Genomic DNA, 24,038 nt, shown 5'->3' on the forward strand with positions numbered 1-24,038 from the left:
CTAAAACGTTTTCGTTTTCAGTTAAAAAAAATTTAAAGCGCTGCAGCATAATTCATGCTTATTTTGTCTGTCAATTGATACTTCTCACCATAAACTTCAATTTCAATTGCCTTCGTTCCTGTTTCATTGATAATCCAGAGATTTTCATGATCCATCTTAATATGCAGCTTCTGACCATGCCAGAAAATACAGAACTCCAGGTTCTTCCAGTTGTCAGGCAGCGATGGACAGATTCTCAGACTGCCGTGAAGCATCCTTAATCCTCCGAATCCAAATACCACAGACTGCCAGATTCCTGCTATGGAAGCGGCATGAATCCCCGGATCTGAACTCTTCATATTCTCTCCCGCATCAATGCGTATGGCCCTTTGAAATAAGTCATATGCCATCTTTTTGTCTTTCATATCGTTGGCAAGAATTACGTGGGTGGACAAGGACAGTGATGAATCATGCAGCGTCTTTGGTTCATAATAATTCCAGTTTGCCTTTTTTACTTCCAGTGGAAACAGATCTTCCATCAGCAGGAAAAGAATCATAATATCTGCCTGTTTTGAAACCTGCAGATGATTCACCTGTTCCAGATTATATTCTTTAAAAAGCGTTCCCACTTCCCCCGCTTCTTTGTACTTGGCCAAATCAATGACCGGATACGTCAGGTAAGATGCATCCTGGGCTATCACCAGATCTTCCTCCCTGGGCCTGGGCAGATAAACCAGCGGCCGCCGTTCCTGCCAGATTTCATATGCCCTGTCCAATCCCATTTTCTGATTCAGTTTTGCGAACAGCTCAGGCTTTTTCTCCTTCAGTTCCTCATAGTACCGAATGGCAATCCCCAGATTCCAGTGGGCCATATAATTAGTAAATGCATTGTCATTGGCATGTTCTTTGTATTCATCCGGACCTACCACGTCATTGATATGATAGTTCTTGTCCTCTTCGCTCCACTCAAGCCTGGAAGCCCAGAACTTGGCTGTATCCATCAAAAGCTCATAGCCGCAGCGATCCATGAAATCCTGGTCGCCGGTTACCATATAATACTGCCAGATTCCATAAGCCACATCTGCTGTAATATGCTGTTCAATAAAACCAGACCAAATCTTAGTTGGCAGTCCCGTTACAATATCTGCCGCTCCCCAGACCGGCGTCGCCTCTCCGTCATCCAGCCAGGCAGATTCCCACGGAAACTGGGCTCCTTCGTAATGGTTGCCCTTTGCCTTTTGATGTGCGCCCGGCAGAGACAGATAACGGTATTCCTCCAGGGACCGCGCAACTGCAGGGTCTGTAAATGTAAAGTAGGGCAGAGCAAAAATGTCTGTATCCCAGAAAGTATGCCCTTTATACCCCTCGCCGCTTAATCCTTTTGCCCCGATATTCATACGGTTGTCATGGGCTGGCGTCATGGTATAGAGGTGGTACTGGGCAAAACGAACGGCAAACTGATCCATTGGATTGTCAGATTCTATGACAACCGGCATCCGGCTCCACACCCGTTCTTCCCACACTGCAGCGCTCTCTGCAGCCAGAGTATCATATCCTTTCTTACTGCTTTCTTTTAATGCACAAAGCCCGGTTTCCTGAAGCTCCTGAACAGTTTTTCCTGTGTGCTCCTGATCTCTGGAGGTATAGACATTGCTGATTTTTTCAATAACAAGGGTCTGTCCAGCCTTTAATTCTTTCGTGTACTCACAGCTTATCTTTCTGCGGTCCATCACAATCAGCTTCTGCATTTCACAGGGCTGCCCGTTCTCCCTAAACTCACATGCAGACGTAAACACAAAGTTCAGCTTTGTCTCTGTGGTAGTCTGGCAGGACTGCATGTATTTCCCGTCATAAAACCGTTTATCCCCTTCCGAGAAATGCTGCACTCCGCTGTTTGTCACACTTCCGTCTATTCCAGGCACAAGCTTTAGCTTCACATCATGGTTGACGGAAGTCAATGTGATTTTCTGGGCCGCCACATGCAGGTCTTTCATGGACACAATCCTCTGAAACAGAATCTCCACTTCGTCTCCTGCCGGCGATACCCATCTGACCTTCCGGCGCAATTCCCCTGTTTTAAGATTAAGCTGACGGCAATAATCTTTTACTTTTCCTTTTTCCAGAGAAAAAATTTCTCCGCCGATTTCCATAGGAATTTGAATCACATCTGCCGCATTAGGGAGTTCTGTCACCTCATTTTCATCAAACTTATTAAAGGTGCCGGCCACAAAAAACCCTCTTTTTTCTCCAAGATACTGTTCTTCCGTTGCGCTTCTGATACACATGTAGCCATTGCCAAGGCACATAACGGATTCACATTTACCCAGATATCGGCTGTCAAATTCCTTTTCTGCCAAAATCCAGTCTCTGGCCCGTGAATAATCCATAAGCGTTCTCAATTTCCACTGTCCTCCTGTTTCGTTTCATTTCCTGACCTGGTTCTCCGGCGTTCCTTACATCAGAATACGGATGGTACTACAGGTCATTCTCTGTGGCGCCGAAGCGTATTTGAAAGATGTTCAATGATAAAAATAGTGATTGGATATCAGCGCAAGGGCGGCAATTCCGCAAATATCCAGACCTGCTGCAAGAACCGCATCTATCTGCAGCGCAAAGATAAACATGCAGTCCAGCGCTATCGCAGCAGGAAGAAACAATCTCAGACTCTTCTTAAAATCGTTGGTATTCCTGTAAAGCCAGGCACAAAACCAGGCTGCCATACATATCAATAACACTGCGCCCAACAGGCAGAACGGATTCATTCTCGCCAACAGGGAATTTTCATCTGCTGCCATCTTTCTCTTCCCCTTTTCTCTGTACTTCAAAGCGATATACTACCCTGGTATTGCCGGCTAGATCATGCAGCATTCTCCCGTCTTTGCGCACAAACATCATAGCAATACTGGCTGCGCAGGCAGCCCATCCGAAAACGGGAACGATATAGAGTGATTTCACCAGTTCCCGGATTCCAACATACAGAATCGGCGCTTTCCCTCCGCCTGCATCCACGCATTTGAGCCTGCCAAAATATTTCCCCGGGGACTGTCCCCAATATTCTGTGAATAATGTGCCGCAGACTGCAAACAGAAATTGAAAAAACAGTTCCGCCTGCCTGACGGACACATTAAAAATCCCCATCATGATCATTTGAATCGGAATCATAATGATAAGTCCGTCCAGTATTCCGCATAAAATCCGCAATGCCGCTTCTGGTTTCCTCATTCCCGTTCCTCATTTACCAAAACGTTTTCGATAATTTGATAATAACAAACTGACAACCTTTTGTAAAGTCGAAAAAAGTGACAAAAATACTCTCGTATATTTGTCACTTTTTACTATGGAAGCCGTTGGCTTCCATAGTATGGATGGCCATACGGCCCGCCGGACGGCAGGCTGTGCATGATGGAGGTTTACTATGGATGGCCATACGGCCTATCGCACGACAAGCTAAGCAAGATGGGGGTTTACTATGCAACCATGTTAGATTATTAATGATCCTCTCTGACCGGCCCTGTGGTACCCCTTGGAACCAGTTCATGGGGTAAAATAACTTCAGCCGGAACCTCTTCCCCCTGTATCATCTTCCAAACCGCTTTACTTCCTTCTGAGCCCAACCTGGAGGGTCGCTGACGGACTGTGGATATTCCCTTATAAACATAATCCGCAATGGGAATATCGTCAAACCCCATCACAGAAATATCCTCCGGAACCCGCTTTCCCATAGCCTCAATGCCCCGGACGGCACCGATTGCCATCATGTCGCTTGCGCAGAACAAGGCAGTTATCTGAGGATACTTCCTTATCAGTTCCTGGGTTTTTTCAAATGCAACATCTTCTATAAAGTCACAGTATATCATATAATCCAACTGCAGCGGTATTTTTGCTTCCAACAATGCGGAAACGTATCCGCTGTAGCGTTCTCCGCATACATCAGCTGTAATTCCTCCGTTCAGCATTCCTATCTCTTTATGGCCAAGCCCAATGAGGTATCTGACCGCTTCTTTGGCCGCTGTTACATTATCAATCGTAATCTTGCATTTATTCTTGCCGGAAACCTTCATATCTATCAATGCGCAGGGAATACTGCTCTTTAAAATCTCTCCGTAATAAGGATCGTCTGTCTTAAGGCCCGTTACAACCACACCGCTCAGATTTTTTTTCTTACATAACTGCAGAAAGCTCAGTCTTTCCTGCCTGGCCTTATTAGTAGCAAGAAGTACAAACTCGCAGTCATGTTCATTGCACTGCTGAAAAATACCATAAATCAGCCCATAAACAAAACCGTTTTCGTCTTTTTCCCGTAATTCTGACGTCAGCAGTGCAATTGTCGTATCCGCTTTTCCTCCCAGTGATCTTGCGCTGGAATCCGGCGCATAATTCAGCCGTTCCACTGCTTCCTGAACCCGCTCCTTCGTTTTCTCACTGACATCTGAGTACCCATTCAGAGCCCTTGAAACAGTGGTAATAGAGACTCCTACTTCTTTTGCCACATCTTTAATACCAATTTTCTTCACCGTTCATGTGCACCTCAAATCTTTGTTATTCCTGATAAAGCATCCTCTCTTTATCTTTTTTATTGTACCACACTCAAAGCTGCCTTTCATTATATTTTTTACTGTCAGAAACGTTTTCGAATCTTCTTATATGGAACGGTAATACTTTTCATTTCTTGAAATCCCTTATGGCTTATGCTAATATAAGTCCATAAAAATGCCATGCTATCCGCAGATATTTATTTCAACATATATGCCAGAGCAGAAAGGAGACTTATGAGTTATGTCCAAAACATTCAATACCAACGGATACTGTGATCCGAAGCTGCATTACATGGTAAATCTGGACAGCCGTCTGCATGAAATAAAAAACATGATAGACGACGGAAAATACTTTACTATCACCAGGGCCAGACAGTATGGTAAGACCACAATACTGACCGCCCTGGCTGATTTTCTGGCAGAAGATTATGATGTTATCAGTCTGGACTTCCAGACCATCAGTTATGCTGATTTTGAATCTGAACAGCGTTTTGTGGCTGCTTTTGCCGGCGAATTATCCGCCCATGCTGAACATATTCCCTCAGAAACAAGAGAACTATTGGAAAGATACGCATCCCAACAGCCTCAAACTGCCACTCTTTCTGCCTTGTTCCGGACACTGACACAGATGTGCCAAAAAAACCGGCGGCAAATTGTCCTGATCATTGACGAAGCGGATTCTGGCGCCAACAATCAGGTATTCATAGATTTCCTTGCCCAGCTTCGGGCCTATTACATGCTGCGGCTGAAAGTCCCCACGTTCCAGTCTGTGATTCTGGCCGGTGTTTATGATTTGAGGAATATTCCCAGAAAAATTCAGGCGGCCGAACACTGCCGGGAAAACAGCCCCTGGAACATTGCTGCCGATTTCCTGGTGGATATGAGTTTTTCCGCTGAAGAAATTGCCGGTATGCTTCAGGAATATGACGCAGAGCATAACACCAAAATGGAGCTTAGCCAAATGGCACAGCTTCTCTATGACTATACTTCCGGATATCCTTATCTGGTATCAAGACTCTGCATGTTTATGGATGAAAGGCTTACCGCCAATCCCTGGACAAAGGAGGGGTTTCTGTCCGCGGTAAAAATGCTTCTGGAAGATGACAATCCGCTGTTTCAGTCTTTAATGAATAAATTTAATGATTTTCCTGAGCTGAACCATGTCATTTCACAATTATTATTTCAGGGCAAGAGCATTGCATATAACCCGGATGATACAGCCGTTCAGAATGCAAAAATGTTCGGCTTTGTAAAAACTGAAAACTCCACGATTTTGCTTGCAAACAGGATTTTCGAAATGCGGCTGTACAACAAGTTCCTTTTGGATTTTAATGAACAAAATACCGGGATATATACAGAAAGTATGCGAAATAAAAATCAGTTTATAACAAACGGACATTTAGATGTCAGAAAAATACTGGAAAAGTTCACAGAGGTATTCGACTATTTATTTGGTGATGAAAATGAATCATTTCTGGAAGAAACCGGCAGAAAATATTTTATGCTGTTTTTACGTCCTATCATCAATGGCACAGGCAACTGTTACGTAGAAGCCCGGACAAGAAATCAGCAGCGAATGGATTTGGTGATTGATTACCTTGGAGAACAGAGTATTATTGAAATGAAAGTCTGGCGCGGAAATACCTATCATGAACGGGGTGAAGAACAGCTTATAGGCTATCTCGATTATTTTCATCTGAAAAAGGGGTATATGCTCAGTTTCAATTTTAATAAGCAGAAAGAAATCGGAGTAAAAGAAATCCTCCTCGGTGATAAATTAATCATTGAAGCGGTTGTATAAGGCTTTCTGAATATAAGAAGTAAAAAATAATTCTGCATTTAATTTTTCAAACACTGGAGACAACACTTATAAACGCCCTCCTCTGCCATATGTTTCAGACCACAGAGACGCCATAAAATAAGCCGACAGGCTGAAAGTGCAGTCTACGGCACTTTCAGCCTGTCAGGTCTTTCTTAAGAACTGGTTCCTCACAACTCTTTTTTCTTAAAATTTTCAAACAGGGCAATCAGCTGGGGCAAACCTAATCAGGAAAACCTGGATCACATAAGTCTGAAAGAAGCTGCAGAGTATGTGGCTGAAGGACAGTTTGCGCCGGGAAGTATACTTCCAAAGACAGAAGGCGCCATGAAATTTGCACGTACTTATCCAAACAAAAAGGCAATTGACACCCTATGGAATCAGGTCTCATAGTAAACCTCCATCTTGCTTAGCTTGTCGTGTGACAGGCCGCATGGCCATCCATGCTATGGAAGCCAGGGGCTTTCATAGTACTTTTTACTCCGCTTTTATAAATATTTCTTCTTTGCTTCACAAATCATCTTTGCCGCTTCATTCACAATCTCCATATCTGTGTCAGCCAAAGCCGGAAGGGGCGCTCGAACGCTGCCAATGTCAAGCCCTTCATTCAATTTCAGAATGGCTTTCATTACTGCGTACAGGTTTCCATGGGCAGAACACATTTTGTAAATAATCTCATTGCAGGCATACTGGATCTCTTTTGCCAGTTCCATGTTATTTTCTTTGATGCACGCATCCATTTTCAGGAACAATTCCGGCATAACGCCGTAAGTGCCGCCGATTGCGCCCTCTGCCCCTATCACGCGTCCGCTGATAAACTGCTCGTCCGGGCCGTTGAACACAATATAATCCGCGCCTGCCTCCTGTTTGAACACCTGAATATCCTGTACCGGCATCGAAGAATTCTTAACGCCGATGACATTGGGATTTTTCCTCATCTCTGCAAATAGCCCGGGCGTAAGCGCAACTCCGGCAAGCTGCGGAATGTTGTAAATTACAAAATCTGTATTGGGCGCCGCCGCACTGATATCATTCCAGTACTTTGCCATTGCATGCTCCGGCAGATGAAAATAAATAGGCGGAATTGCCGCAATAGCGTCTGCTCCCAAAGATTCCGCATGTTTCGCAAGGAGCTGGCTGTCCTGTGTGTTGTTGCAGGCCACATGGGCAATTACGGTCAGTTTTCCTTCTGCAGCTTTCATTACGCTTTCCAGCACAAGCTGCCGTTCCTGAACGCTCTGGTAAATGCACTCTCCGGAAGAACCGTTAACATATACGCCTTTTACGCCTTTTTCTACAAAATACTTTGTCAGCGCTTTAACACCCTCCGGGCTGATCTTTCCGTCTTTATCATAACAGGCATAAAATGCCGGGATTATTCCTTTATATTTTTCAAGATTTCTCATTTTTTCTTTCTCCTTTTCTTTCAAACATTACTCTTTCTAAAAGAGCGGCTACCCCTTAAAGGTAACCGCTCTTTCCGCTAAACCGCCGGGAGTTCAGGCGTCGCCTTATAATGAAACTTTCAGTTCATCTATGGTGAATGTCTCATACTTCAGGATATTTTTCAAATGCAATTCATTTCTGGACCAGGAATCATATTTCTCGTATAACACTCCGATCTCGCCATTGGGAAGCTCGGTTAAACAGGAATAGGAATATCCCATCTGCGGTGTGTCAACGGAATAGCAGTATTTCCATTCCACAGAATACTTATCTGTGCCGGAATTTCCAGTATCATTGATTAATCCAATCCAGATTTTTCCGTTCTTTCTTCCGTTTGTTGCGTTTGGAGCTGACAGTAAAATTGCCGGCTTTCCGTCAATCGGCTGTGAATAGTTGATGACAGACAACTGTGTGCCGTATGATGTTGTTGCAATTCCCGAAAGAGGAACACGCTGGCTCCAGGTTTCTCCGCCGTCAGCGCTGCTGACTTCCGCAATATACCCTGAACCGGTTCTTAAATATGTTTTCAATGAGCCGTCCGGCATTTCCACGATCTGCGCTTCTGCTGTAGCTCCGCCTGTGAAATTGTCCGCTTCCACATAAGTCCAGGTGGTTCCATGGTCGTCGCTGTACATAAATCCTAACTCTGCAGATGATTTGGAATACAGAGGCACAAGCAGCCGTCCGGCATGTTCGCCTTTAGATATCTGAATTCCAACGCCAGGGCCTACCACCAGGAACTTGGATACTTCTGGCTTAAATGTACTTACAATCTGTAAATCGGACCAGGTAGTTCCCTCATCATCAGAATATCTCATTGCCAGATAATTGGTGGGGAATGCCTTAAAATCTGCATCTTTGTAGAATACATTCATATTTACGTCGGTATCTGTTTTTGTTTCCAGTAAAGTGGTTCCCTGGAAGTTATAGTCATACTGTTTACAGGTCAATGCCGTTCCGTTCTTATAGATGTTATACTCTGCATCCACACTGTATTCTGTTGCTGTATTTGCCGCGTCATTGTAAATCACGCCGTTTTCTCTGATTGTATATCCGTATGTACCTGCTGCATCGTCTTTCCAGCGCAGTTTCAGATACTTCTGACCATCAATTTCCTTGAACCCGGAGCCTACTGATGCATTAGAGCTTCCGATTCCGGCAGGCATCAAATCCGCAAAAAGGAATATGCGGCTTGTCTCTTTATCTTCCAAAAGAACCGGATCGATATAAGAAGCGCTTCCCTGAATCTGAACGTTCTTTCCGACATCATCCCGCGGCCAGTCAATGTTCTTATCTACGTAATCATCGAATTTCAGCGGTAAGGTAGGCTGCCCCCAGGTCTCACCTCCGTCTGTACTCTTCGCAAATGCAATATTAATCTTGCTCTTGGAATCATGCGTTCCGCCATACCTTGCGTCTGCCGCTGCAATCACAGTGCCGGACTTCAAAGTAAGAAGGGACGGGATACGGAAATAATTGGATTTTGTGGCGTCTCCTGCATAAAAGATATTCTTTGCATAGGTCGTCTCTCCCGTTGCTGCAATCAGCTCTTCATCGGAAAGTGCATCCTGATATACCTGGATACTATTGATTGTTCCCCCAAAAGGATACGAAACTGCACCCTGACGCACGGTTCCGCCCAACATGGCATTATCTACTCCGGTAATATCACTGATGAACTTAAATGCCGTCTGGTCGAGTGAGGCAATCAACTCTCCATTTGCAAACAGCTTGTACTGACTATTTTCTCTGTCGGCCTTCAACGCAATGGTATTCGGCACTCTTTCCCCCTTGTAACTGCCGCGTACGGCTGCCGGCCGGGACAGCGTATATTTAAACACATTGTCGTTATTCCGCAGCTCCATTCCAACTGTGCCGGTATTGGTCACATATAAATGGAAATGCCTGTTCTGGTTTCCGGCTGTACTATTCCCAACACTGAAAAGAGATTGAATCCCATTCTCACTTGTGGTCTTGTAAGAAATAAGGATGGTGCCCTGTTCCAATGCTTTTACCGCATCTATGCCCGACTCTCCGTTTAAGCTGAACCCGGCGCCCTCCTGAATCTCAATCCCTTCTTTTTGAAAAACAGGAGCCCCTGAAGTTTCACTGATTAATTCGCTCATACTTACCGCCGCGTCAGTTTGCGGTTCCTGCGCAGATACGCTCATGGGCATAATACATAATGCAGCAGCCGTCGCTACAGAAATGACTTTTTTATAGTTATACATAATACTCCTCCTATCTGATCACTCTACCTCATTTTACCTCATTTTACCTCATTTCACTTTCCGATGATTTCATTTAACTTCACTTTTCGATCCTCAAATCTTGATTTTGTGCAGGCATCCGCCGTTGCGATTGCCGCTCTTGCTGCTTCACCGGTCAGCAGCGGCCGGAATTCATCATCCACCTCTTTTCCGTGTAAAATTCCATTCAGGTATTTCATTTCATTTTTCATAATGCTGTGCAGCCACATGGGCGGTTTCTTCCCTGGCTTTCCATACATGATTGCGCCGTCCATCTCTGTACCATGATAAATCCTGGTACGGTCATCATCCTCTTCCTGGGATTCATGCACTAAAAAATGTTCCTCCTTTCCATTTACTTTCAGAGTTCCTCCGCAGTTGCACATATCAATTCTGATGGCTCCTTCTGTTCCCTGAATCAACACATAGTGCTCCGGCCAATGGAACGCAGAGCCCCATTCCAGCACAGCATAGCGGTTATCCGAGAATTCCATGTTTACAAACAGCATATCGTCCTCGTCCCCGAATGCGTCGCCCTGATGGGCAACATTTCCGCCTGTCATAGTAACCTGTTCGGGCATTCCTCCCATCAAAAACTGTACACAATCCAACTCGTGAATGTGGTGGTACAGATGACCGCCTGATTTTTCCCGGATTTTTTTCCAGGAAATGGTGGGCTGTTCTTCCTCCCAGCCGTTTCTTGCAGAATGGCAGTACAGAATTTTACCAATCACTCCGTCGTTGATCAGCTTCTTCGCATGACGCACCCCATGGAAGAAATTCATTACATGGCCGGCCATAAACACCACACCGTGCTCCTGGCAGGCTCTTACCATCTCGTCGCAATCCTGGTAGGAAAGGGCAATTGGTTTTTCACAGAAAACATTTACCCCATGTTCAGCCGCTTTGATTACTGGTTCTTTATGTAAATAATTGGGCGTTGCTATAATAACTGCATCCACATCTTCCCTGCTGTACAAAGTATCCAGATCTGTTTCCACATCACACCCCAGCTCCTCTGCCACAGACTGGGCATTTTCCGGGTCAAGGACTGCAACGATTTTCGCTCCTTCCTCTTCCTTCATAATTCTGCCAAGCTCTGCGCCAAAATATCCTGTTCCTACTACTGCATATCCTATTGTTTTCATTTTATATTTACCTCCAAATTTATTATTTCACTGCGCCTTCTGTCATACCGCCTGCAATCTTATTCTGAATAAACATAAAGAATACCACCGAGGGGACAACTACGAGAGCTGATGCTGCCATCATATCTCCCCAATTTAAAATTTCGGCTCCCTGTAATGATTTCAATGCCACCGAAACTGTCATCTTCTCTGTACTGTTAATCAGTATTAAGGAATATAAAAATTCATTCCAGGCATTGATAAATGTATAAATGGCCGTTGCCACGATTCCCGGCATTACCAGAGGAAGCACAATCTGTACAAACGTCTGAAGCTTGTTGGCTCCGTCCACTCTTGCCGCCTCTTCAATTCCAATGGGCACCGTCTTAAAGAAGCCCACCAGCATCCATACCGCATACGGTACGCTGAAAGACAGATAGACAATCACCAGTCCGATTCTCGTATTTACCAGTCCTGCCTTTGCCATTACCATGGAATATGGAATTGCAAGCAGAATCGGCGGAAACATATAGGTGGTCACAAGCACTTTGGACATAATTGAACCAAGCTTCGGGAAAAACCTTACAATTCCGTATGCCGCCATGGATGAAATCACAATGGCGATACATGTAGTCGAAATAGCTATGAGTAAGCTGTTTGCAATATTTTCCGCAAACCCAAGCTCGTTGATTACATGCAGGAAATTTTCCAGGGTAAATTGCTTCGGCAAAATCCTTGTGGGGTTCGCCGTCAGATCCCCGGATGTTTTCACAGAGCATAACAGCACCCACACCAATGGGAAAAAGGCCACCACTGCTAAAATAATCAGATAGATATGACAGAAAACATTTCCGATTTTATCTCTTCTCGTTGTCATTACTTATCCTCCTTTTCCCATTTTCCGATAATCGTAAAGTATACCACGCAAATCATCAGTAAGAATGCCAGCAGCAGCATGGTAACTGCAGAAGATCTTCCTAACAATTTAGTATTCCATCCCATGTTATAAGCATAGATCGGCATGGTTGTGGTTGCATTTGCAGGGCCGCCTCCTGTCAGCAGGTAAATAATATCAAAGTTATTAAATACCCAAATGGTACGCAGCACTACCAACAGACCTACCACAATCTTAATATGGGGAACTGTAATATACCAGAACTGCTGCACCTTAGAAGCCCCGTCAATCTGCGCCGCCTCATACTGTTCCTGAGGGATTGTCTGCAGAGCAGACAGCACATTTACCATAATCATCGGAGCGCCAAACCATACATTGATAAAAATCAGAGTCAAAAATACCAGGCCGCTGTCACTGAGGAACTGCGGCAGTTCGCTGCAGATGCCCAACTGTACTAACAGATTGGGAACAAAACCTGAAACTCCGTTTAAAATCCATTTCCAGGAAAGTGCAATAACAATTGAGGGAAATGCCCAGGGAATAATCATCAGTGTCCTGTATACTCCTTTACCCATGTTGACACGATTGATTGCAAGAGCTGCAGTAAAACCGATAAACAACTGTCCAAACAGAGAACCTACCGTCCATAGAATAGAAGTAAAAAACGCTTTGTAAAAATTCGAGTCTGAAAGTACCGCCTTATAGTTATCCACCCCTATAAAATCATACGACGCCCGAATCAGATGTTTTGTTGTCATGCTGTAATACAGACTGGAAAAAATCGGATATATCAGCAATGCACCTACAATCACCAGCGCGGGAAGGACAAAAATCCATCGGGCATAATCAAATTTTACTTTTCTTTTCATTTCATTACCATATGCCTTTCTTAATCTGCGGCCGCCGCAGGAAACATCCGGCAGTCATTGATACTGCATCCGCCTTCCTGTTTCCCTTTTCACGCGGCCGCCTCTCTACTGCAAACTACTGTACAGTAAGGAACAATTCATTTAATTTGTCCTCCGCAGCTTTTGCCGCCTCTTCCACATCTGTTCCGTTGGTAATGATGTCCTGGAACATGCTCTCAATAATTCCCTGTGAAGTAAGGAAGCCTGCCTGAACGCTGGGTCCGTGCTCGTATCCAATTGCAGTTCCTTTGTTCATTGCATCTGTAATTACTTCCACTGCATTAGAGAATTTCTGAACAGTTTCATTCTTCTGATATTCCGGTGTATCGGAAATTCCGGTGATGGAAGGAAGCATACCTACCGGAGTTGCATCCAGGAATTTGATATAAGTATCTTTCTCATAAAGTTTTTTGATAAATGCCTTACAGATATCCTGATGCTCGGAATTATTCCAAACAACCATAGGAATGTTGGAGGTCTCTGCTCCATGATCCGGGTCATCCGCATTGATCTTCGGCAGCGGCGCGCAGTCAATCTGGTCTACTAAATCCGGTGAGTTTGTCTCCACTCCGCCAATCTGGAATCCAGAGTTAAAGTCAAAGGCTGTTTTACCCTGATAGAACAGGTTCGCCTGATCCAGTACCGCATAGTTCACAGAATCTTTCGGTGAGCAGTTCTCATAAATGTCTAACCAGTAGTTGATGCCTTCAATTGCCAGGTCACTGGTCAAATCTGCCTTCAGGTCATCGGTCAGAAGGCTTCCGCCGCCCCGTCTTACATAGAAGTTCAAAAATCTTGTTCCCATCAGGTCATTGGAGCCGCATGGGAATGAACATCCATACACGCCGTCTTTGGTAAGGGCTTTTGCAGCTTCTGCAAATTCAGCCCAAGTGGTTGGTACGGAAAGCCCTGCCGCCTCTAATAAATCCTTTCTGTACCACATAACCTGTGCATGGGAATACAGAGGAAGGGAATAACATGCGCCGTCTTTCTCGCCTTCGGACAATGCAGCTTCGGAGAATTTATCTCTTCCGATGTCGTCAATCAAATCATCCACCGGCACTAATGCTTCGGAATCCATCATTTCTACCACATGTCCCGGAAGGGCCGTACTCATATCCGGCACGTTTCCAGAGGCAAGCCCTGTGGTCCACTTTGTATAAAAATCTCCCCATGAAAATGTTTCAATCGTAATTTTTACATCCGGATTATCCTTCATAAACTGATCTGCTGTTTCCTGAATCACTTCCAGTCTCGGACCCTGGGTGAAAGAATGCCAGAATGTGATATCGCCTTCTAATTTTCCCGATTCCTCCTCAGTTGTCCCGTTGGATGCCTCCTGCGATGCTGAACCTTTGTCTTTGGAACCGCAACCAGCAAGTATCGTCGTGGCAATCATAGTTCCTGCCAGTAAAATGGCCAATTTTCTTCTCATAATCTCGTCCTCACTTATACATAATGCTGTTAACTAGTTACTCCTGATTCGTGTGGCCACATCAAATCGTTTATTGTATGTACATTTTATTGTTATTTTTTGTGCATGTCTACTAAATACACTCTCAAAAATAGCATTAGACACTCATTTTTATATTTTTTCCTTTTTAATCATTCCATAAACTCCCATTTATAAAGGAAAAGCAGCTCTGACCACCAATCCGGTTTGATTATGTGTTGAGCTGCTTTCTATTACTCCGGCGGTTAAATATCGCAGTAGATTACGCAGAACAAATCTTCATATGCAAGGCGGAAGATTGAGCTGTAGCGAGTGCTACAGCGATTGATGAGGGTCTGCCCCGCTTTATCGGGCACAACGCAGCAGATGGAGGTTTGAGCAAGTAAGATACTGTGATATTTAACCGCCGGAGTAATATTATTGTGCGGTTTTCACTTTAATTTTAACAACTATTTTTTTAACTGTCTCAGGCTTCTCATTCATCATAGCCACTTTATGGGCGTCGCTTGGGTAACATACCATGAAATCACCCGGCTTCAGCAGATATCTTCCCGATTCCTGGCCTGTGTAGAATCCAATGTCCTTTTCCTGGCTGAAGGGCGTTTTAACCTGAAGGCCGCATACATCCGCCGTTGCGATTCTTTCCGCGCCTTCCATAATGTAGTGAAGGTCAATGTACTTTCTGTGCGCCTCGTAAGCACATTCTTTTTCTTCTTTGCTGACAAATGAAACCGGGTTTGCAAAACTGCAGTCCTCCTGAATCACCGTATTCGGAAGCAGTTCCTCCCATTTTCCTATCTTATCCAGATAGCACAGCGCCTGGTAAATTTCCGCATCTCCCTTATAGTTCTCCTTGTTTTTCAGGGAATCAAATATCATTGTGCCGCTCTCCTTTCTAAATCCTGCGAATCTCATTAATGGTATCTATTTTACTATTATAAGGGACAAAAAAAATTTCCGATACGGATGATACATCTATTAATAGCACTACACGCTCATTTTTGTGCTTATTTTCTGTTTTTATCAAGCGCCTGCAGACAGCAGGGGATAGAATCTGTGACAGAACGCAAAGAAAAAAGCCTTGGGAACTTGAATTCCCAGGCTTCTTCAAAGAGGCGCAGACCGGATTTGAACCGGTGAATCAGGGTGTTGCAGACCCACGCCTTACCACTTGGCTACTGCGCCGTAACGAAATTATTGAATTGTTATCTTACTGTCCGGCAGAACCATGATTCAATGCCTTAACTTATTATATTATAACAAACATCACAATATTCGTCAAGATTTATATTCCATAAAATACCAGAACCGATACCTTACAGAAATGACTCCTACGGGAATCGAACCCGTGTTACCGCCGTGAAAGGGCGATGTCTTAACCGCTTGACCAAGGAGCCGTAATATTGTCAACAACAATGACAATATTACCATAACTTTATTTTTTTTGCAAGTACTTTTTTTTATTTTTTTGCTAAAATTTCAGTACATATTTTTATCCGACTGGTACTTCATAAAACATATCTTCTGTTAATTTTTCATTCTCGCTCTGTCCGCTATTCTCTTTCCAAAAGAGCAATGCCTGGACATTTTTGGAATCTATCATTCGATTAACGCTTACAGATACCTGATAAAGATCCGAGTCTTTGTTTAGATATCCCTCACTTCCTCCATTTACAATACCTGTATAAATATTCCCATCTTTCATTTTAATACCGGCAATCCCTGGAGGTTCTGCATAAAATGTCGCTATCCCTTTCTGTTGATTTGTTTCATCATAGTAAGGCTCTTCCACTGTTTTTCGTGGCATATGATAAATAAGATTTAATGAAATCGGTGAAATTTCCGCCTTTTTCACTATGGCGCCGGAATCTCCCAGCGCTTCTTCCATTTGATATACAGCCAGCTCGTCACTTCCCTGCAGCGTCCAGGATAATTCCCAGCTTCCATCCACTTCTCCTTGCATTTCAGCTTTCTCACAGCTTCCCAGACCGGAAAATTTCACACGCACTTCTTTTCCTATGACAGTATCCATATCTTCACTAGGAGAAATCAACATACAATATTCATTTCCATCAAAGGTACTGCCATAATTATTGGCAAATTTCCCGTCAATCCATACATTGACTTCATCAAATCCCATATCGGTATTTTTTGAAAAATCATATCCTTCCACTTGAAAGGCCAGATATGCAAATCGATTATCCACAATACTCTGCACTGAGGTTACTTTCACCCCTGCATCTTCCGCAAACTGCAGAGGATAATCAGACACGACATTTTCTTCTAATAATTCCTGCTCCGCCTCTGATACGTGAAGGGTACGTTTCAAACTCTGGCTCCAGATGTGGTAAGCTGCTGCGCTGACAGTCACTGCGCTGGCACATATCAGGACTGCAAATACCGCTGCTGCCGCTCCTTTCTTACCTAATCCTACCTTTCTTCTTTTATAAAAAATCCTTACCTTTTTTGAATCATTTGTTATCCTGCCTTCCTGCTGTATCTGTCCAAATGCATCCCTGGCTTTTCTTTGCACAACTTCCGGTATTACAACTTCCTGTTTTAATTCTTCTACCATATTATCAATTCTCATGACAGCATCCTCCCTTTTTCATCCGCCCGGCAAAGAAGGGTTAATTTCTCCCTTCCTCTTGCAAGTCTGGTCCGCACCGTTGACTCAGGAATTTCCAATATTTTACTGATTTCACTGGTTTTAAATCCCTCTACATAATACAGCATAAGCACCAAACGATATTTTTTATCCAAATGGCTTAAGGTCTCGTTCCATTCCAGATTCAATAATTCATGATTTACAGCAGGCTTTTCCATAATCTTTTCCATAGGAATACAATTCTTCCGCCGTCGAATCTGATCATTGCATTTATTAATTAAAATGCGGGTAAGCCATGTCTTAAAATATCGTTCTTGTTTTAGAGAATCTAACTTTTCCCAACATGCCAAGATCGTATCCTGTATCGCGTCTGCTGCGTCTTCATCGGAATTCAGGATGGATTTTGCAATCTTGTACATCATTTGCATCTGTCCCTGAATCAATTGTTCAAAGGCATCTGGGTTCTTTTTTTGGGCATCTCTAATTAATTGTTCCATCGTCTATTTGCTCTCTCCTTTCTTTCGGTTTCGTATATCATTTGCTATTTTCGATGTTCTATTAATTAGACGCCCACTGCCTTTAAAACGTCTCAAAAATTATCCCTTTACCACGCCTACCGTTTGCAGTTTTCGGATTGGCGTAACAAGCTCCGACTGCTGAGCCATCACTTCATCAATATCTTTATAGGCAAACCGGCATTCCTCCGGTACATCATTTTTCTTGCGTTTCCCTAAAACAATTCCCTGTTCCTTTAAATCTACCATCACCTGCTCCACAGAAAAAGCCTGCATTGCCCCTGTTCTGGAATAATTTCTGCCGGCTCCGTGGGAGGATGAACAGAAGGACTCTTTGTTTCCTTTTCCTTCCACCACATAACTGTAAGAACCCATGGCTCCCGGTATCACCGCAAGCTCTCCTTCCCGCACTCTGGTAGCCCCCTTGCGGTGCACCCACACATTGGCGTCATAATGGTTTTCCAATGCGGCATAATTATGATGGCAATTGATTTCCTCTCCAAATTCCACCTTCAGGTCTGTATGTCTTTCAATGACTTCCGTTACAATTTCACACACTTTCTCCAGCATTCGCGCCCTGTTTTCAAAGGCATAATCCATTGCCAGATTCATCCAGCTGATATACTGCCGCCCTTCCCGGGACTGTACCGGCAGAAAAGCCAGGCGGTACTCATCCTTTACTTCACTGTGCCAGTTCCGGTTCAGTTCTCTGGCTGTCTCATGAAAATAATCGCAGATTGCCTTTCCCATATGGCGGCTTCCGGAATGAATCATAATACAGAGATATCCTTCTGTATCTTTTTGAAGCTCTATAAAATGATTTCCCCCGCCTAAGCTGCCCACCTGAAAATATCCGTCCTCAATGAGCGGCAGCAAGTCAGTATTTTTCTCATATTTCTCCATCTCTTCCTTTGCCCGGTCAAGGGTTTTGGACCGTTGAGGCATTTTATACCGTTCGGTATTTAAGGGAATTGTCCGCATAATATTTCCGATAATGGCCTGAATCACCGTGCCGTTACCGGTTTGGATTTCCTGTATCGCATCCATATGGATGTTAGTTGGTATAAAATCCATGCCGCAGCCGATATCAACGCCCACCGCATTGGGAATCACCGTGTCCTTTAACGCAATCACTCCGCCGATTGGCATTCCTTTGCCTGCATGGGTGTCCGGCATCAGGCAGACCCATTTATGAATAAACGGAAGCTGTGACAGGTGATATGCCTGTTCCAGACAATTTTCCTCCAACTGCTCTTTGCTTTCTAACCATACCTTTACCGGAAATCTTGTTTTTTCATTATGTAGTACAAACATATCATCCACATCCTTTCTGTTTTGCTGCTGATGGGCTTATTATATACAGGATTTGGAAAATTATCATATCAAAAAGGTTGCGAACTTTTTTAAGGCCGCTGAGGGACAGCTTTTTCGTACAGAAATTGGTCCTGCCAATATTGTTTCCTGCAAAACTTCATGGTAAACTATAGAAAACTTCTTACTTTAATACAGATGGCATTATTTCTGCACAGTTCCTAAAAACAGCTTTTATCAACTATCAGGAGAGGAAACATGTCAAATTTTCAGGAATTAATCAAAAGTTTTCCTAAAACAAGAGAATATGTCAGGGATTTCTTTGTCTACGGCTTTAAAACCCGCAATGAATTTAAGGAAAAAAGCCCCCGCACTTACGATAACGAGCGCAGACGCCTGGAAAGCTGGCTCGGCCCCTTCGTGCAGAGAGATTATGTGCCCGGCGGCTTTAATATTTCACTTGCCATCGACAGCGGCCTTTTGGATTCCAATCCCCTGTTTCGGGTATGGAAAACAAAAAGTTTTACGGACAATGACATTGTGCTTCATTTTCTGATTCTGGATCTGCTTCAGGATGGACAGTCCCTGACCGCAGAAGAACTGACAGACCGGCTGCTGACAGACTATGAGACGCTGTTTGACATTCAGACTGTCCGCCGCAAGTGCAATGCTTATGAAAAAGAAGGGCTTTTAGGCAGGGAAAAAAGCGGAAAGGCCGTCCGGTTTTTCCTGGATAATCGTCTGTCCCATTGGCTGAAATCCAATGAATCTGCCAGGGACGCCCTGGCTTTTTACCAGATGGCAGGCTGTCTTGGCATTATCGGAAATGAAATTCTGGAGCAACTGGAAAGTCAAAATCGGAGCTTTCGGGTAAAACACAGCTTTTTCGTGCATACCCTGGAAGATGAAATACTCCTGTCCCTTTTGAATGCCATGAACCGGAAATTAAACGTAGAGCTTACCATGAAAAGTTCCAAAAGAGGTCTGGAAAATACTGCAAGCTGTATCCCCCTGCAGATATTTGTCAGCGCCAGAAGCGGCAGGCGTTTTCTCTGCGGATATGTCAAAAGAAGCAAACGTTTTACCTGTTTCCGCCTGGACACTGTCAAACAGGCGGACTGCCTGGAACCTGCGCCGGAATATGACGGTTTACAGGAGAAACTGGAACGAAACCGCTGCATGCTCTGGGGCGTATCTTTTCAGGGAACGGAGCGTCATCATCTTGACACCTTAACCATGACGCTGCATGTAAAAGAGCCCCGTGAGCTCTATATCGTCGACCGCCTGAAACGGGAGGGACGAGGAGGCTCTGTCACACGGATGGGAGAAAATACCTGGCAGTACCAACGGGAGTCTTTTGACTGTAATGAAATGCTGCCCTGGGTACGAACCTTTACCGGAAGAATTCTGTCGCTGGAATGTACGGCAAAATCTGTGGAACAGCGGTTTTACCAGGATTTGGAGGATATGTATCAGATGTATCAGACAGGAGGAAACACAGATGGAACTGTTTTCTGAAATTTACAGCTGTTATTACCAGGTGATGCGCCATCTGCTGACCAGTCAGAATGCCCTTACCGCAGATGAAATCCGCAGCCGGATCTGCAAAGAAGGCTTTGAAGAAAGCCTCCTTGCCATCATTCCCAAACTGGAAAGCGGAAACTGGAATTTATTTCAAAAGGAACATGAGCTTTATTTTTCCAAAATAAATTCTGAATTTCTCACACCTCTTTCCCGCCTTCAGAAATCTTATCTGAAAGCACTGCTGTCTGATCCCCGCATCACGCTCTTTTTAAGCCGGGAACAATTACACTCACTGGAACATATGCTGAATTCTGCAGAGCCTCTCTGGCATCCGGAGCAAATTTACTACTTTGACCGGTTCACGGACGGCGATCCTTACACGGACGATGCTTACCGCAGCAAGTTCCGCACTCTGCTTTCTGCACAAAAAAACCGTCAATACGCAGATATTGACTACAATTCCTCCAACGGAACCCGGGTTCACCACTACTATGTGCCTGCGCGCCTGGAATATTCGGTAAAAAATGACAAGTTTCGGCTGCTTGCCCTGAAACATGCGAAAAATGGCAGAATGCGCCTGGAAATCCTGAATATCGCCCGCATTCAGAAGGTATGCCTGACGGACAAATTTTTCACTGGGCAGATGGATTTAAACGCCCTGATCCAGGATTCCTATTATAAAGAACCCCTCCGGCTGCATATCCTCAACAAGCGCAACGCCCTGGAACGGGCCATGCTTCATTTTGCAAATTACAAGAAAAACACCAGGAAAATCGGTGAAAACACCTATGAATGCCTGATCTATTACAATCAGGCAATGGAAACGGAATTACTGATTGAGGTTTTATCTTTTGGGCCTATGCTTAAGGTTGTGGGAAATGACAAATTTCTTAACAGTTTGAAAAAAAGGCTGAAAAAGCAGATGGAAATGACTTCTTAAATTATAGAAAAACAGGATGCTGATTCATTCCTCTCTTCTATAAATTTGGTTATTAAAAACCGCCAAATTTATAGCCCTCCGGAGGGTACGCACTCGCACAAATATGTACATGCCGCAAAGCGGCCCTGCTCGGCGCAGATTAGAGTCAATTAATCGCCATCTATATAATAAAAATCTTGACAAAACCTTTACTTAGCTCTATAATAAAACAATCAATTTAAAACGATTGTTTTAGAAAGGAGTTTTCATGCCCCCGAAAGCCAAATTTACCCCAGAAGAAATCCTGCGCGCAGCCCTTGACATCACAAGGGAGCATGGCATTGGCGCCGTTACTGCCAGAGAATTAGGAAACCGGTTGGGCAGTTCCGCAAGGCCGATTTTCACTGTTTTCAAGAGTATGGAAGAAGTCAGGGAACTTATAATTCTCAAATCAAAAGAACTGTATGGACAGTATGTAGAGGAGGGGCTAAAGAGCAAACCTCCCTTCCGGGGAGTGGGAATTGCCTATATTCGCTTTGCCATGGAAGAACCCCGGCTTTTTCAGCTTTTGTTTATGAGCCCTGTCGATTCCAAAAATATCTCTGCCATCCTGCCTGTGATAGACCAGCATTATGGCAGAATCCTGCAGTCTGTACAGGAACCTTATCATCTGGACAGAAAAACTGCAGAAAAAATCTATCAGCATTTGTGGACCTATACCCATGGCATCGCCGCCATGTTTGCCACGGGGCTATGCAGTTACACTGCAGAACAGTTGGAAGAACGATTAACAGAGATTTTTCAGGGTCTCTTGCTGTTTGAGAAAAACACTTAATTTAATCTTTTATAGAAACATGTGTAACATTTCAAACATGCTTTCCCATCAGAAAGGCAGCGCAGAATATGATTCAAATTAAAAATTTACACAAATATTACGGGACGAAAGACAGCAAAACCGAAGTGCTGAAAGGCATTTCACTGGAAATCAACGACGGAGATTTTGTAGCCATACTAGGGGCCTCTGGTTCTGGCAAATCCACCCTATTAAACGTAATTTCCGGCCTGGAACCTGCGGACGCCGGAACGGTTTGTTACAACGGCCAAAATATCTGCGGCATGAGCGACGGGGAAATCACCCTTTTTCGGAAAAAGACCATTGGATACGTGTTTCAGCAATATTTTCTGCTGCCCAATCTGAATGTGGAGAAAAATGTAAAAATGGGAGCAGATCTGGTAAAAAATAAAGACTACCGCAGTCTCATCGAGGCCGTGGGACTTGCAGGCAAAATGAAAAAGTATCCCCATGAATTAAGCGGCGGAGAGCAGCAGCGGGTATCGGTTGCACGGGCTTTGGCAAAACGTCCGAAGGTGCTGTACCTGGACGAACCAACCGGGGCGCTGGATGAAGCCACCGGCCGCCTGGTACTGGATTTAATCTGCAGTCTGAAAAAAGAATTGGCATTTACCATGGTAATGGTCACTCACAACCAGAATATTGCAGAAATGGCGGACACTGTCATCTCCATGAACAGCGGTAAAATTGTAACGCAATATCAGAATGAACATCCAAAATCCGCATATCAAATCGCATGGTAGGAGGAAGTACTATGATTGTGAATTTCAAAGATATCTACAAAATGATTGGCATGTTTATCGTAAGCTTCTGCGCCGTACTCGTTTCCACCATGTTCTTAAATTATTATCTGGATCTTATCACTGTGGAAAACCTCATAACAACAGAAGTTTCACAGATATTTTATGAAGCGCAATGCAGCACGTCAAAAGTAGTCAGCACAGTGTCCGGCGGCTGCCTGCTTTTGACTACCGTTGTTCTTTTATGTTTTGATATCAGACATTACGTTGACACCCGCCAAAAACAGCTTGGCGTTTTAAAAGCGTTGGGATACACCAGACTTACCATAGCCGGGAATTTCCGTATGTTCGGCCTTCCGGTATTTGCCGGAACCGCCCTGGGCTATGCTTTTGCCCATCTGCTGATGCCAAAATTATATGAGCTGCAGAACAAAGACGGGTATCTGCCGGAGGTTCCCATTACTTTTCACCCAAAGTTGTGCATGGCCCTCGTACTGCTTCCCACAATTTTCTTTTCTATTTTAGCAATTCTCTACAGTTACATAAAATTAAAAGTTCCTGCCCTTCAACTGATGCGGGAACAATCTGCCTATAAAATTGTTCCTGCAAAAAAAGACACTGATTTGCCCTTTTTACAGGAACTTCAAAGAAGCAATGTGAGACAGAAAAAATCCCTGATTTTTTTCATTACTTTTGCCGTATTCTGTTTCTCCGCAATGACGCAAATGTCTTTTAGTATGGATGAACTGGCAAGCCGCATGATGAGCGTTATGGTTATGGCAATCGGCCTGGTTCTTGCCGTAGTTACACTGTTCATTGCCACAACTTCTGTGATCAAAGCAAACAGAAAAACCATCACCATGATGAAAGTTTTCGGCTACAGTGCAAAGGAGTGTCAAAAAGCCGTCTTAAGCGGCTACCGTCCCTGGGCATATCTGGGGTTTGCATTAGGCACTGTTTACCAGTATACGCTTTTAAAAATTGCGGTAACTATTATTTTTAAGGATATGGAAGGCGTGCCGGACTACCAGTTTGACCTCCCGGTAATGCTGATAGCCCTGGCCGTTTTCCTTATCCTCTATGAGATGCTGATGTTTTCCTATACAAAGAAAATAGAACAATTATCTGTGAAGGAGATTATGCTGGACTGAGCCCGG

Annotated in this window: 20 protein-coding genes and 2 tRNA genes; 6 read left to right on the forward strand and 16 right to left on the reverse strand. The window is 44.1% G+C overall.

The window, feature by feature from the left end:
• Positions 1–32: 32 nt before the first annotated feature.
• The 4 genes from ACTO17_RS08480 to ACTO17_RS08495 all read right to left on the reverse strand — a co-directional run bounded on the left by ACTO17_RS08480 (position 33) and on the right by ACTO17_RS08495 (position 4,493).
• Positions 33–2,378, reverse strand: coding sequence for a glycoside hydrolase family 65 protein (locus ACTO17_RS08480; RefSeq protein ID WP_482557623.1), 2,346 nt, complete (start codon positions 2,376–2,378; stop codon positions 33–35).
• Between the two features lie 120 nt (positions 2,379–2,498).
• On the reverse strand, positions 2,499–2,774 hold the full coding sequence (locus ACTO17_RS08485; protein WP_172535251.1) for a hypothetical protein: 276 nt from the start codon (positions 2,772–2,774) through the stop codon (positions 2,499–2,501).
• The gene (locus tag ACTO17_RS08490; RefSeq protein ID WP_172535252.1) at positions 2,761–3,201 is read right to left on the reverse strand and encodes an RDD family protein; all 441 of its coding nucleotides are present in this window, start codon (positions 3,199–3,201) and stop codon (positions 2,761–2,763) included. Before ACTO17_RS08490 ends, ACTO17_RS08485 begins: the two co-directional genes overlap by 14 nt.
• Positions 3,202–3,467: 266 nt before the next feature.
• Entirely contained in the window at positions 3,468–4,493 is a 1,026-nt protein-coding gene (locus tag ACTO17_RS08495; protein ID WP_172535253.1) for a LacI family DNA-binding transcriptional regulator, read from the reverse strand.
• A 262-nt stretch (positions 4,494–4,755) separates the two neighbouring features.
• Here ACTO17_RS08495 and ACTO17_RS08500 point away from each other — a divergent pair, with 262 nt between their 5' ends.
• Entirely contained in the window at positions 4,756–6,315 is a 1,560-nt protein-coding gene (locus ACTO17_RS08500) for an AAA-like domain-containing protein (protein ID WP_482557624.1), read from the forward strand.
• 506 nt (positions 6,316–6,821) lie between these two features.
• On the opposite strand, the gene ACTO17_RS08505 is transcribed toward ACTO17_RS08500, so the two are convergent.
• From ACTO17_RS08505 to ACTO17_RS08560, 12 genes are all read right to left on the reverse strand, one after another.
• Positions 6,822–7,739 (reverse strand): dihydrodipicolinate synthase family protein, encoded by a 918-nt coding sequence (locus ACTO17_RS08505; RefSeq protein ID WP_482557625.1) that lies wholly within the window; start codon positions 7,737–7,739, stop codon positions 6,822–6,824.
• Between the two features lie 105 nt (positions 7,740–7,844).
• Positions 7,845–10,010, reverse strand: coding sequence for a sialidase domain-containing protein (locus tag ACTO17_RS08510; RefSeq protein WP_482557626.1), 2,166 nt, complete (start codon positions 10,008–10,010; stop codon positions 7,845–7,847).
• A gap of 53 nt (positions 10,011–10,063) precedes the next feature.
• Positions 10,064–11,176 carry a Gfo/Idh/MocA family protein gene (locus ACTO17_RS08515; protein WP_172535257.1) on the reverse strand — a complete coding sequence of 371 codons (1,113 nt, stop codon included), beginning with the start codon at positions 11,174–11,176 and terminating at the stop codon, positions 10,064–10,066.
• Between the two features lie 22 nt (positions 11,177–11,198).
• Entirely contained in the window at positions 11,199–12,032 is an 834-nt protein-coding gene (locus ACTO17_RS08520) for a carbohydrate ABC transporter permease (protein WP_482557627.1), read from the reverse strand.
• A complete protein-coding gene (locus ACTO17_RS08525; RefSeq protein ID WP_172535259.1) occupies positions 12,032–12,919 on the reverse strand; it encodes a carbohydrate ABC transporter permease in 888 nt (295 codons plus the stop codon). The genes ACTO17_RS08520 and ACTO17_RS08525 overlap by 1 nt, the downstream gene beginning before the upstream one ends.
• A 115-nt stretch (positions 12,920–13,034) precedes the next feature.
• Positions 13,035–14,393, reverse strand: coding sequence for an ABC transporter substrate-binding protein (locus ACTO17_RS08530; protein WP_172535260.1), 1,359 nt, complete (start codon positions 14,391–14,393; stop codon positions 13,035–13,037).
• Positions 14,394–14,828: 435 nt separating this feature from the next.
• Entirely contained in the window at positions 14,829–15,290 is a 462-nt protein-coding gene (locus ACTO17_RS08535) for a NanQ anomerase/TabA/YiaL family protein (RefSeq protein ID WP_482557628.1), read from the reverse strand.
• 234 nt (positions 15,291–15,524) lie between these two features.
• Positions 15,525–15,596, reverse strand: a tRNA-Cys gene (locus ACTO17_RS08540).
• A 140-nt stretch (positions 15,597–15,736) separates the two neighbouring features.
• Positions 15,737–15,808: transfer RNA gene (locus ACTO17_RS08545), tRNA-Glu, on the reverse strand.
• A gap of 95 nt (positions 15,809–15,903) precedes the next feature.
• Complete coding sequence (locus ACTO17_RS08550; RefSeq protein WP_482557629.1) at positions 15,904–17,001, reverse strand: hypothetical protein; 1,098 nt, start codon at positions 16,999–17,001, stop codon at positions 15,904–15,906.
• Complete coding sequence (locus ACTO17_RS08555) at positions 16,998–17,516, reverse strand: RNA polymerase sigma factor (protein WP_482557630.1); 519 nt, start codon at positions 17,514–17,516, stop codon at positions 16,998–17,000. The genes ACTO17_RS08550 and ACTO17_RS08555 overlap by 4 nt, the downstream gene beginning before the upstream one ends.
• 99 nt (positions 17,517–17,615) lie before the next feature.
• Entirely contained in the window at positions 17,616–18,848 is a 1,233-nt protein-coding gene (locus ACTO17_RS08560; protein WP_482557631.1) for an RtcB family protein, read from the reverse strand.
• A gap of 255 nt (positions 18,849–19,103) precedes the next feature.
• Here ACTO17_RS08560 and ACTO17_RS08565 point away from each other — a divergent pair, with 255 nt between their 5' ends.
• The 5 genes from ACTO17_RS08565 to ACTO17_RS08585 all read left to right on the forward strand — a co-directional run bounded on the left by ACTO17_RS08565 (position 19,104) and on the right by ACTO17_RS08585 (position 24,032).
• Complete coding sequence (locus ACTO17_RS08565; protein WP_482557632.1) at positions 19,104–20,363, forward strand: WYL domain-containing protein; 1,260 nt, start codon at positions 19,104–19,106, stop codon at positions 20,361–20,363.
• Positions 20,347–21,309 carry a WYL domain-containing protein gene (locus ACTO17_RS08570; protein WP_482557633.1) on the forward strand — a complete coding sequence of 321 codons (963 nt, stop codon included), beginning with the start codon at positions 20,347–20,349 and terminating at the stop codon, positions 21,307–21,309. Before ACTO17_RS08565 ends, ACTO17_RS08570 begins: the two co-directional genes overlap by 17 nt.
• A 247-nt stretch (positions 21,310–21,556) precedes the next feature.
• Positions 21,557–22,123: a TetR/AcrR family transcriptional regulator gene (locus tag ACTO17_RS08575; RefSeq protein WP_482557634.1), complete on the forward strand. Its 567-nt coding sequence runs from the start codon at positions 21,557–21,559 to the stop codon at positions 22,121–22,123.
• Between the two features lie 68 nt (positions 22,124–22,191).
• Positions 22,192–22,884: an ABC transporter ATP-binding protein gene (locus ACTO17_RS08580; protein WP_482557635.1), complete on the forward strand. Its 693-nt coding sequence runs from the start codon at positions 22,192–22,194 to the stop codon at positions 22,882–22,884.
• Positions 22,885–22,895: 11 nt separating this feature from the next.
• On the forward strand, positions 22,896–24,032 hold the full coding sequence (locus tag ACTO17_RS08585; RefSeq protein WP_482557636.1) for an FtsX-like permease family protein: 1,137 nt from the start codon (positions 22,896–22,898) through the stop codon (positions 24,030–24,032).
• Positions 24,033–24,038: the final 6 nt, after the last annotated feature.

The organism is Petralouisia sp. (assembly GCF_056822245.1).

Excerpts from the sequence above, each read along its gene's own strand:
- ACTO17_RS08555 (WP_482557630.1), bottom strand. The coding sequence starts at position 17,516 with ATGGAACAATTAATTAGAGATGCCCAAAAAAAGAACCCAGATGCCTTT.
- ACTO17_RS08535 (WP_482557628.1), bottom strand. The coding sequence starts at position 15,290 with ATGATATTTGATTCCCTGAAAAACAAGGAGAACTATAAGGGAGATGCG.
- ACTO17_RS08585 (WP_482557636.1), top strand. The coding sequence starts at position 22,896 with ATGATTGTGAATTTCAAAGATATCTACAAAATGATTGGCATGTTTATC.
- ACTO17_RS08515 (WP_172535257.1), bottom strand. The coding sequence starts at position 11,176 with ATGAAAACAATAGGATATGCAGTAGTAGGAACAGGATATTTTGGCGCA.
- ACTO17_RS08505 (WP_482557625.1), bottom strand. The coding sequence starts at position 7,739 with ATGAGAAATCTTGAAAAATATAAAGGAATAATCCCGGCATTTTATGCC.
- ACTO17_RS08530 (WP_172535260.1), bottom strand. The coding sequence starts at position 14,393 with ATGAGAAGAAAATTGGCCATTTTACTGGCAGGAACTATGATTGCCACG.
- ACTO17_RS08575 (WP_482557634.1), top strand. The coding sequence starts at position 21,557 with ATGCCCCCGAAAGCCAAATTTACCCCAGAAGAAATCCTGCGCGCAGCC.
- ACTO17_RS08500 (WP_482557624.1), top strand. The coding sequence starts at position 4,756 with ATGTCCAAAACATTCAATACCAACGGATACTGTGATCCGAAGCTGCAT.
- ACTO17_RS08570 (WP_482557633.1), top strand. The coding sequence starts at position 20,347 with ATGGAACTGTTTTCTGAAATTTACAGCTGTTATTACCAGGTGATGCGC.
- ACTO17_RS08580 (WP_482557635.1), top strand. The coding sequence starts at position 22,192 with ATGATTCAAATTAAAAATTTACACAAATATTACGGGACGAAAGACAGC.
- ACTO17_RS08560 (WP_482557631.1), bottom strand. The coding sequence starts at position 18,848 with ATGTTTGTACTACATAATGAAAAAACAAGATTTCCGGTAAAGGTATGG.
- ACTO17_RS08510 (WP_482557626.1), bottom strand. The coding sequence starts at position 10,010 with ATGTATAACTATAAAAAAGTCATTTCTGTAGCGACGGCTGCTGCATTA.
- ACTO17_RS08485 (WP_172535251.1), bottom strand. The coding sequence starts at position 2,774 with ATGGCAGCAGATGAAAATTCCCTGTTGGCGAGAATGAATCCGTTCTGC.
- ACTO17_RS08550 (WP_482557629.1), bottom strand. The coding sequence starts at position 17,001 with ATGAGAATTGATAATATGGTAGAAGAATTAAAACAGGAAGTTGTAATA.
- ACTO17_RS08490 (WP_172535252.1), bottom strand. The coding sequence starts at position 3,201 with ATGAGGAAACCAGAAGCGGCATTGCGGATTTTATGCGGAATACTGGAC.
- ACTO17_RS08525 (WP_172535259.1), bottom strand. The coding sequence starts at position 12,919 with ATGAAAAGAAAAGTAAAATTTGATTATGCCCGATGGATTTTTGTCCTT.
- ACTO17_RS08520 (WP_482557627.1), bottom strand. The coding sequence starts at position 12,032 with ATGACAACGAGAAGAGATAAAATCGGAAATGTTTTCTGTCATATCTAT.
- ACTO17_RS08565 (WP_482557632.1), top strand. The coding sequence starts at position 19,104 with ATGTCAAATTTTCAGGAATTAATCAAAAGTTTTCCTAAAACAAGAGAA.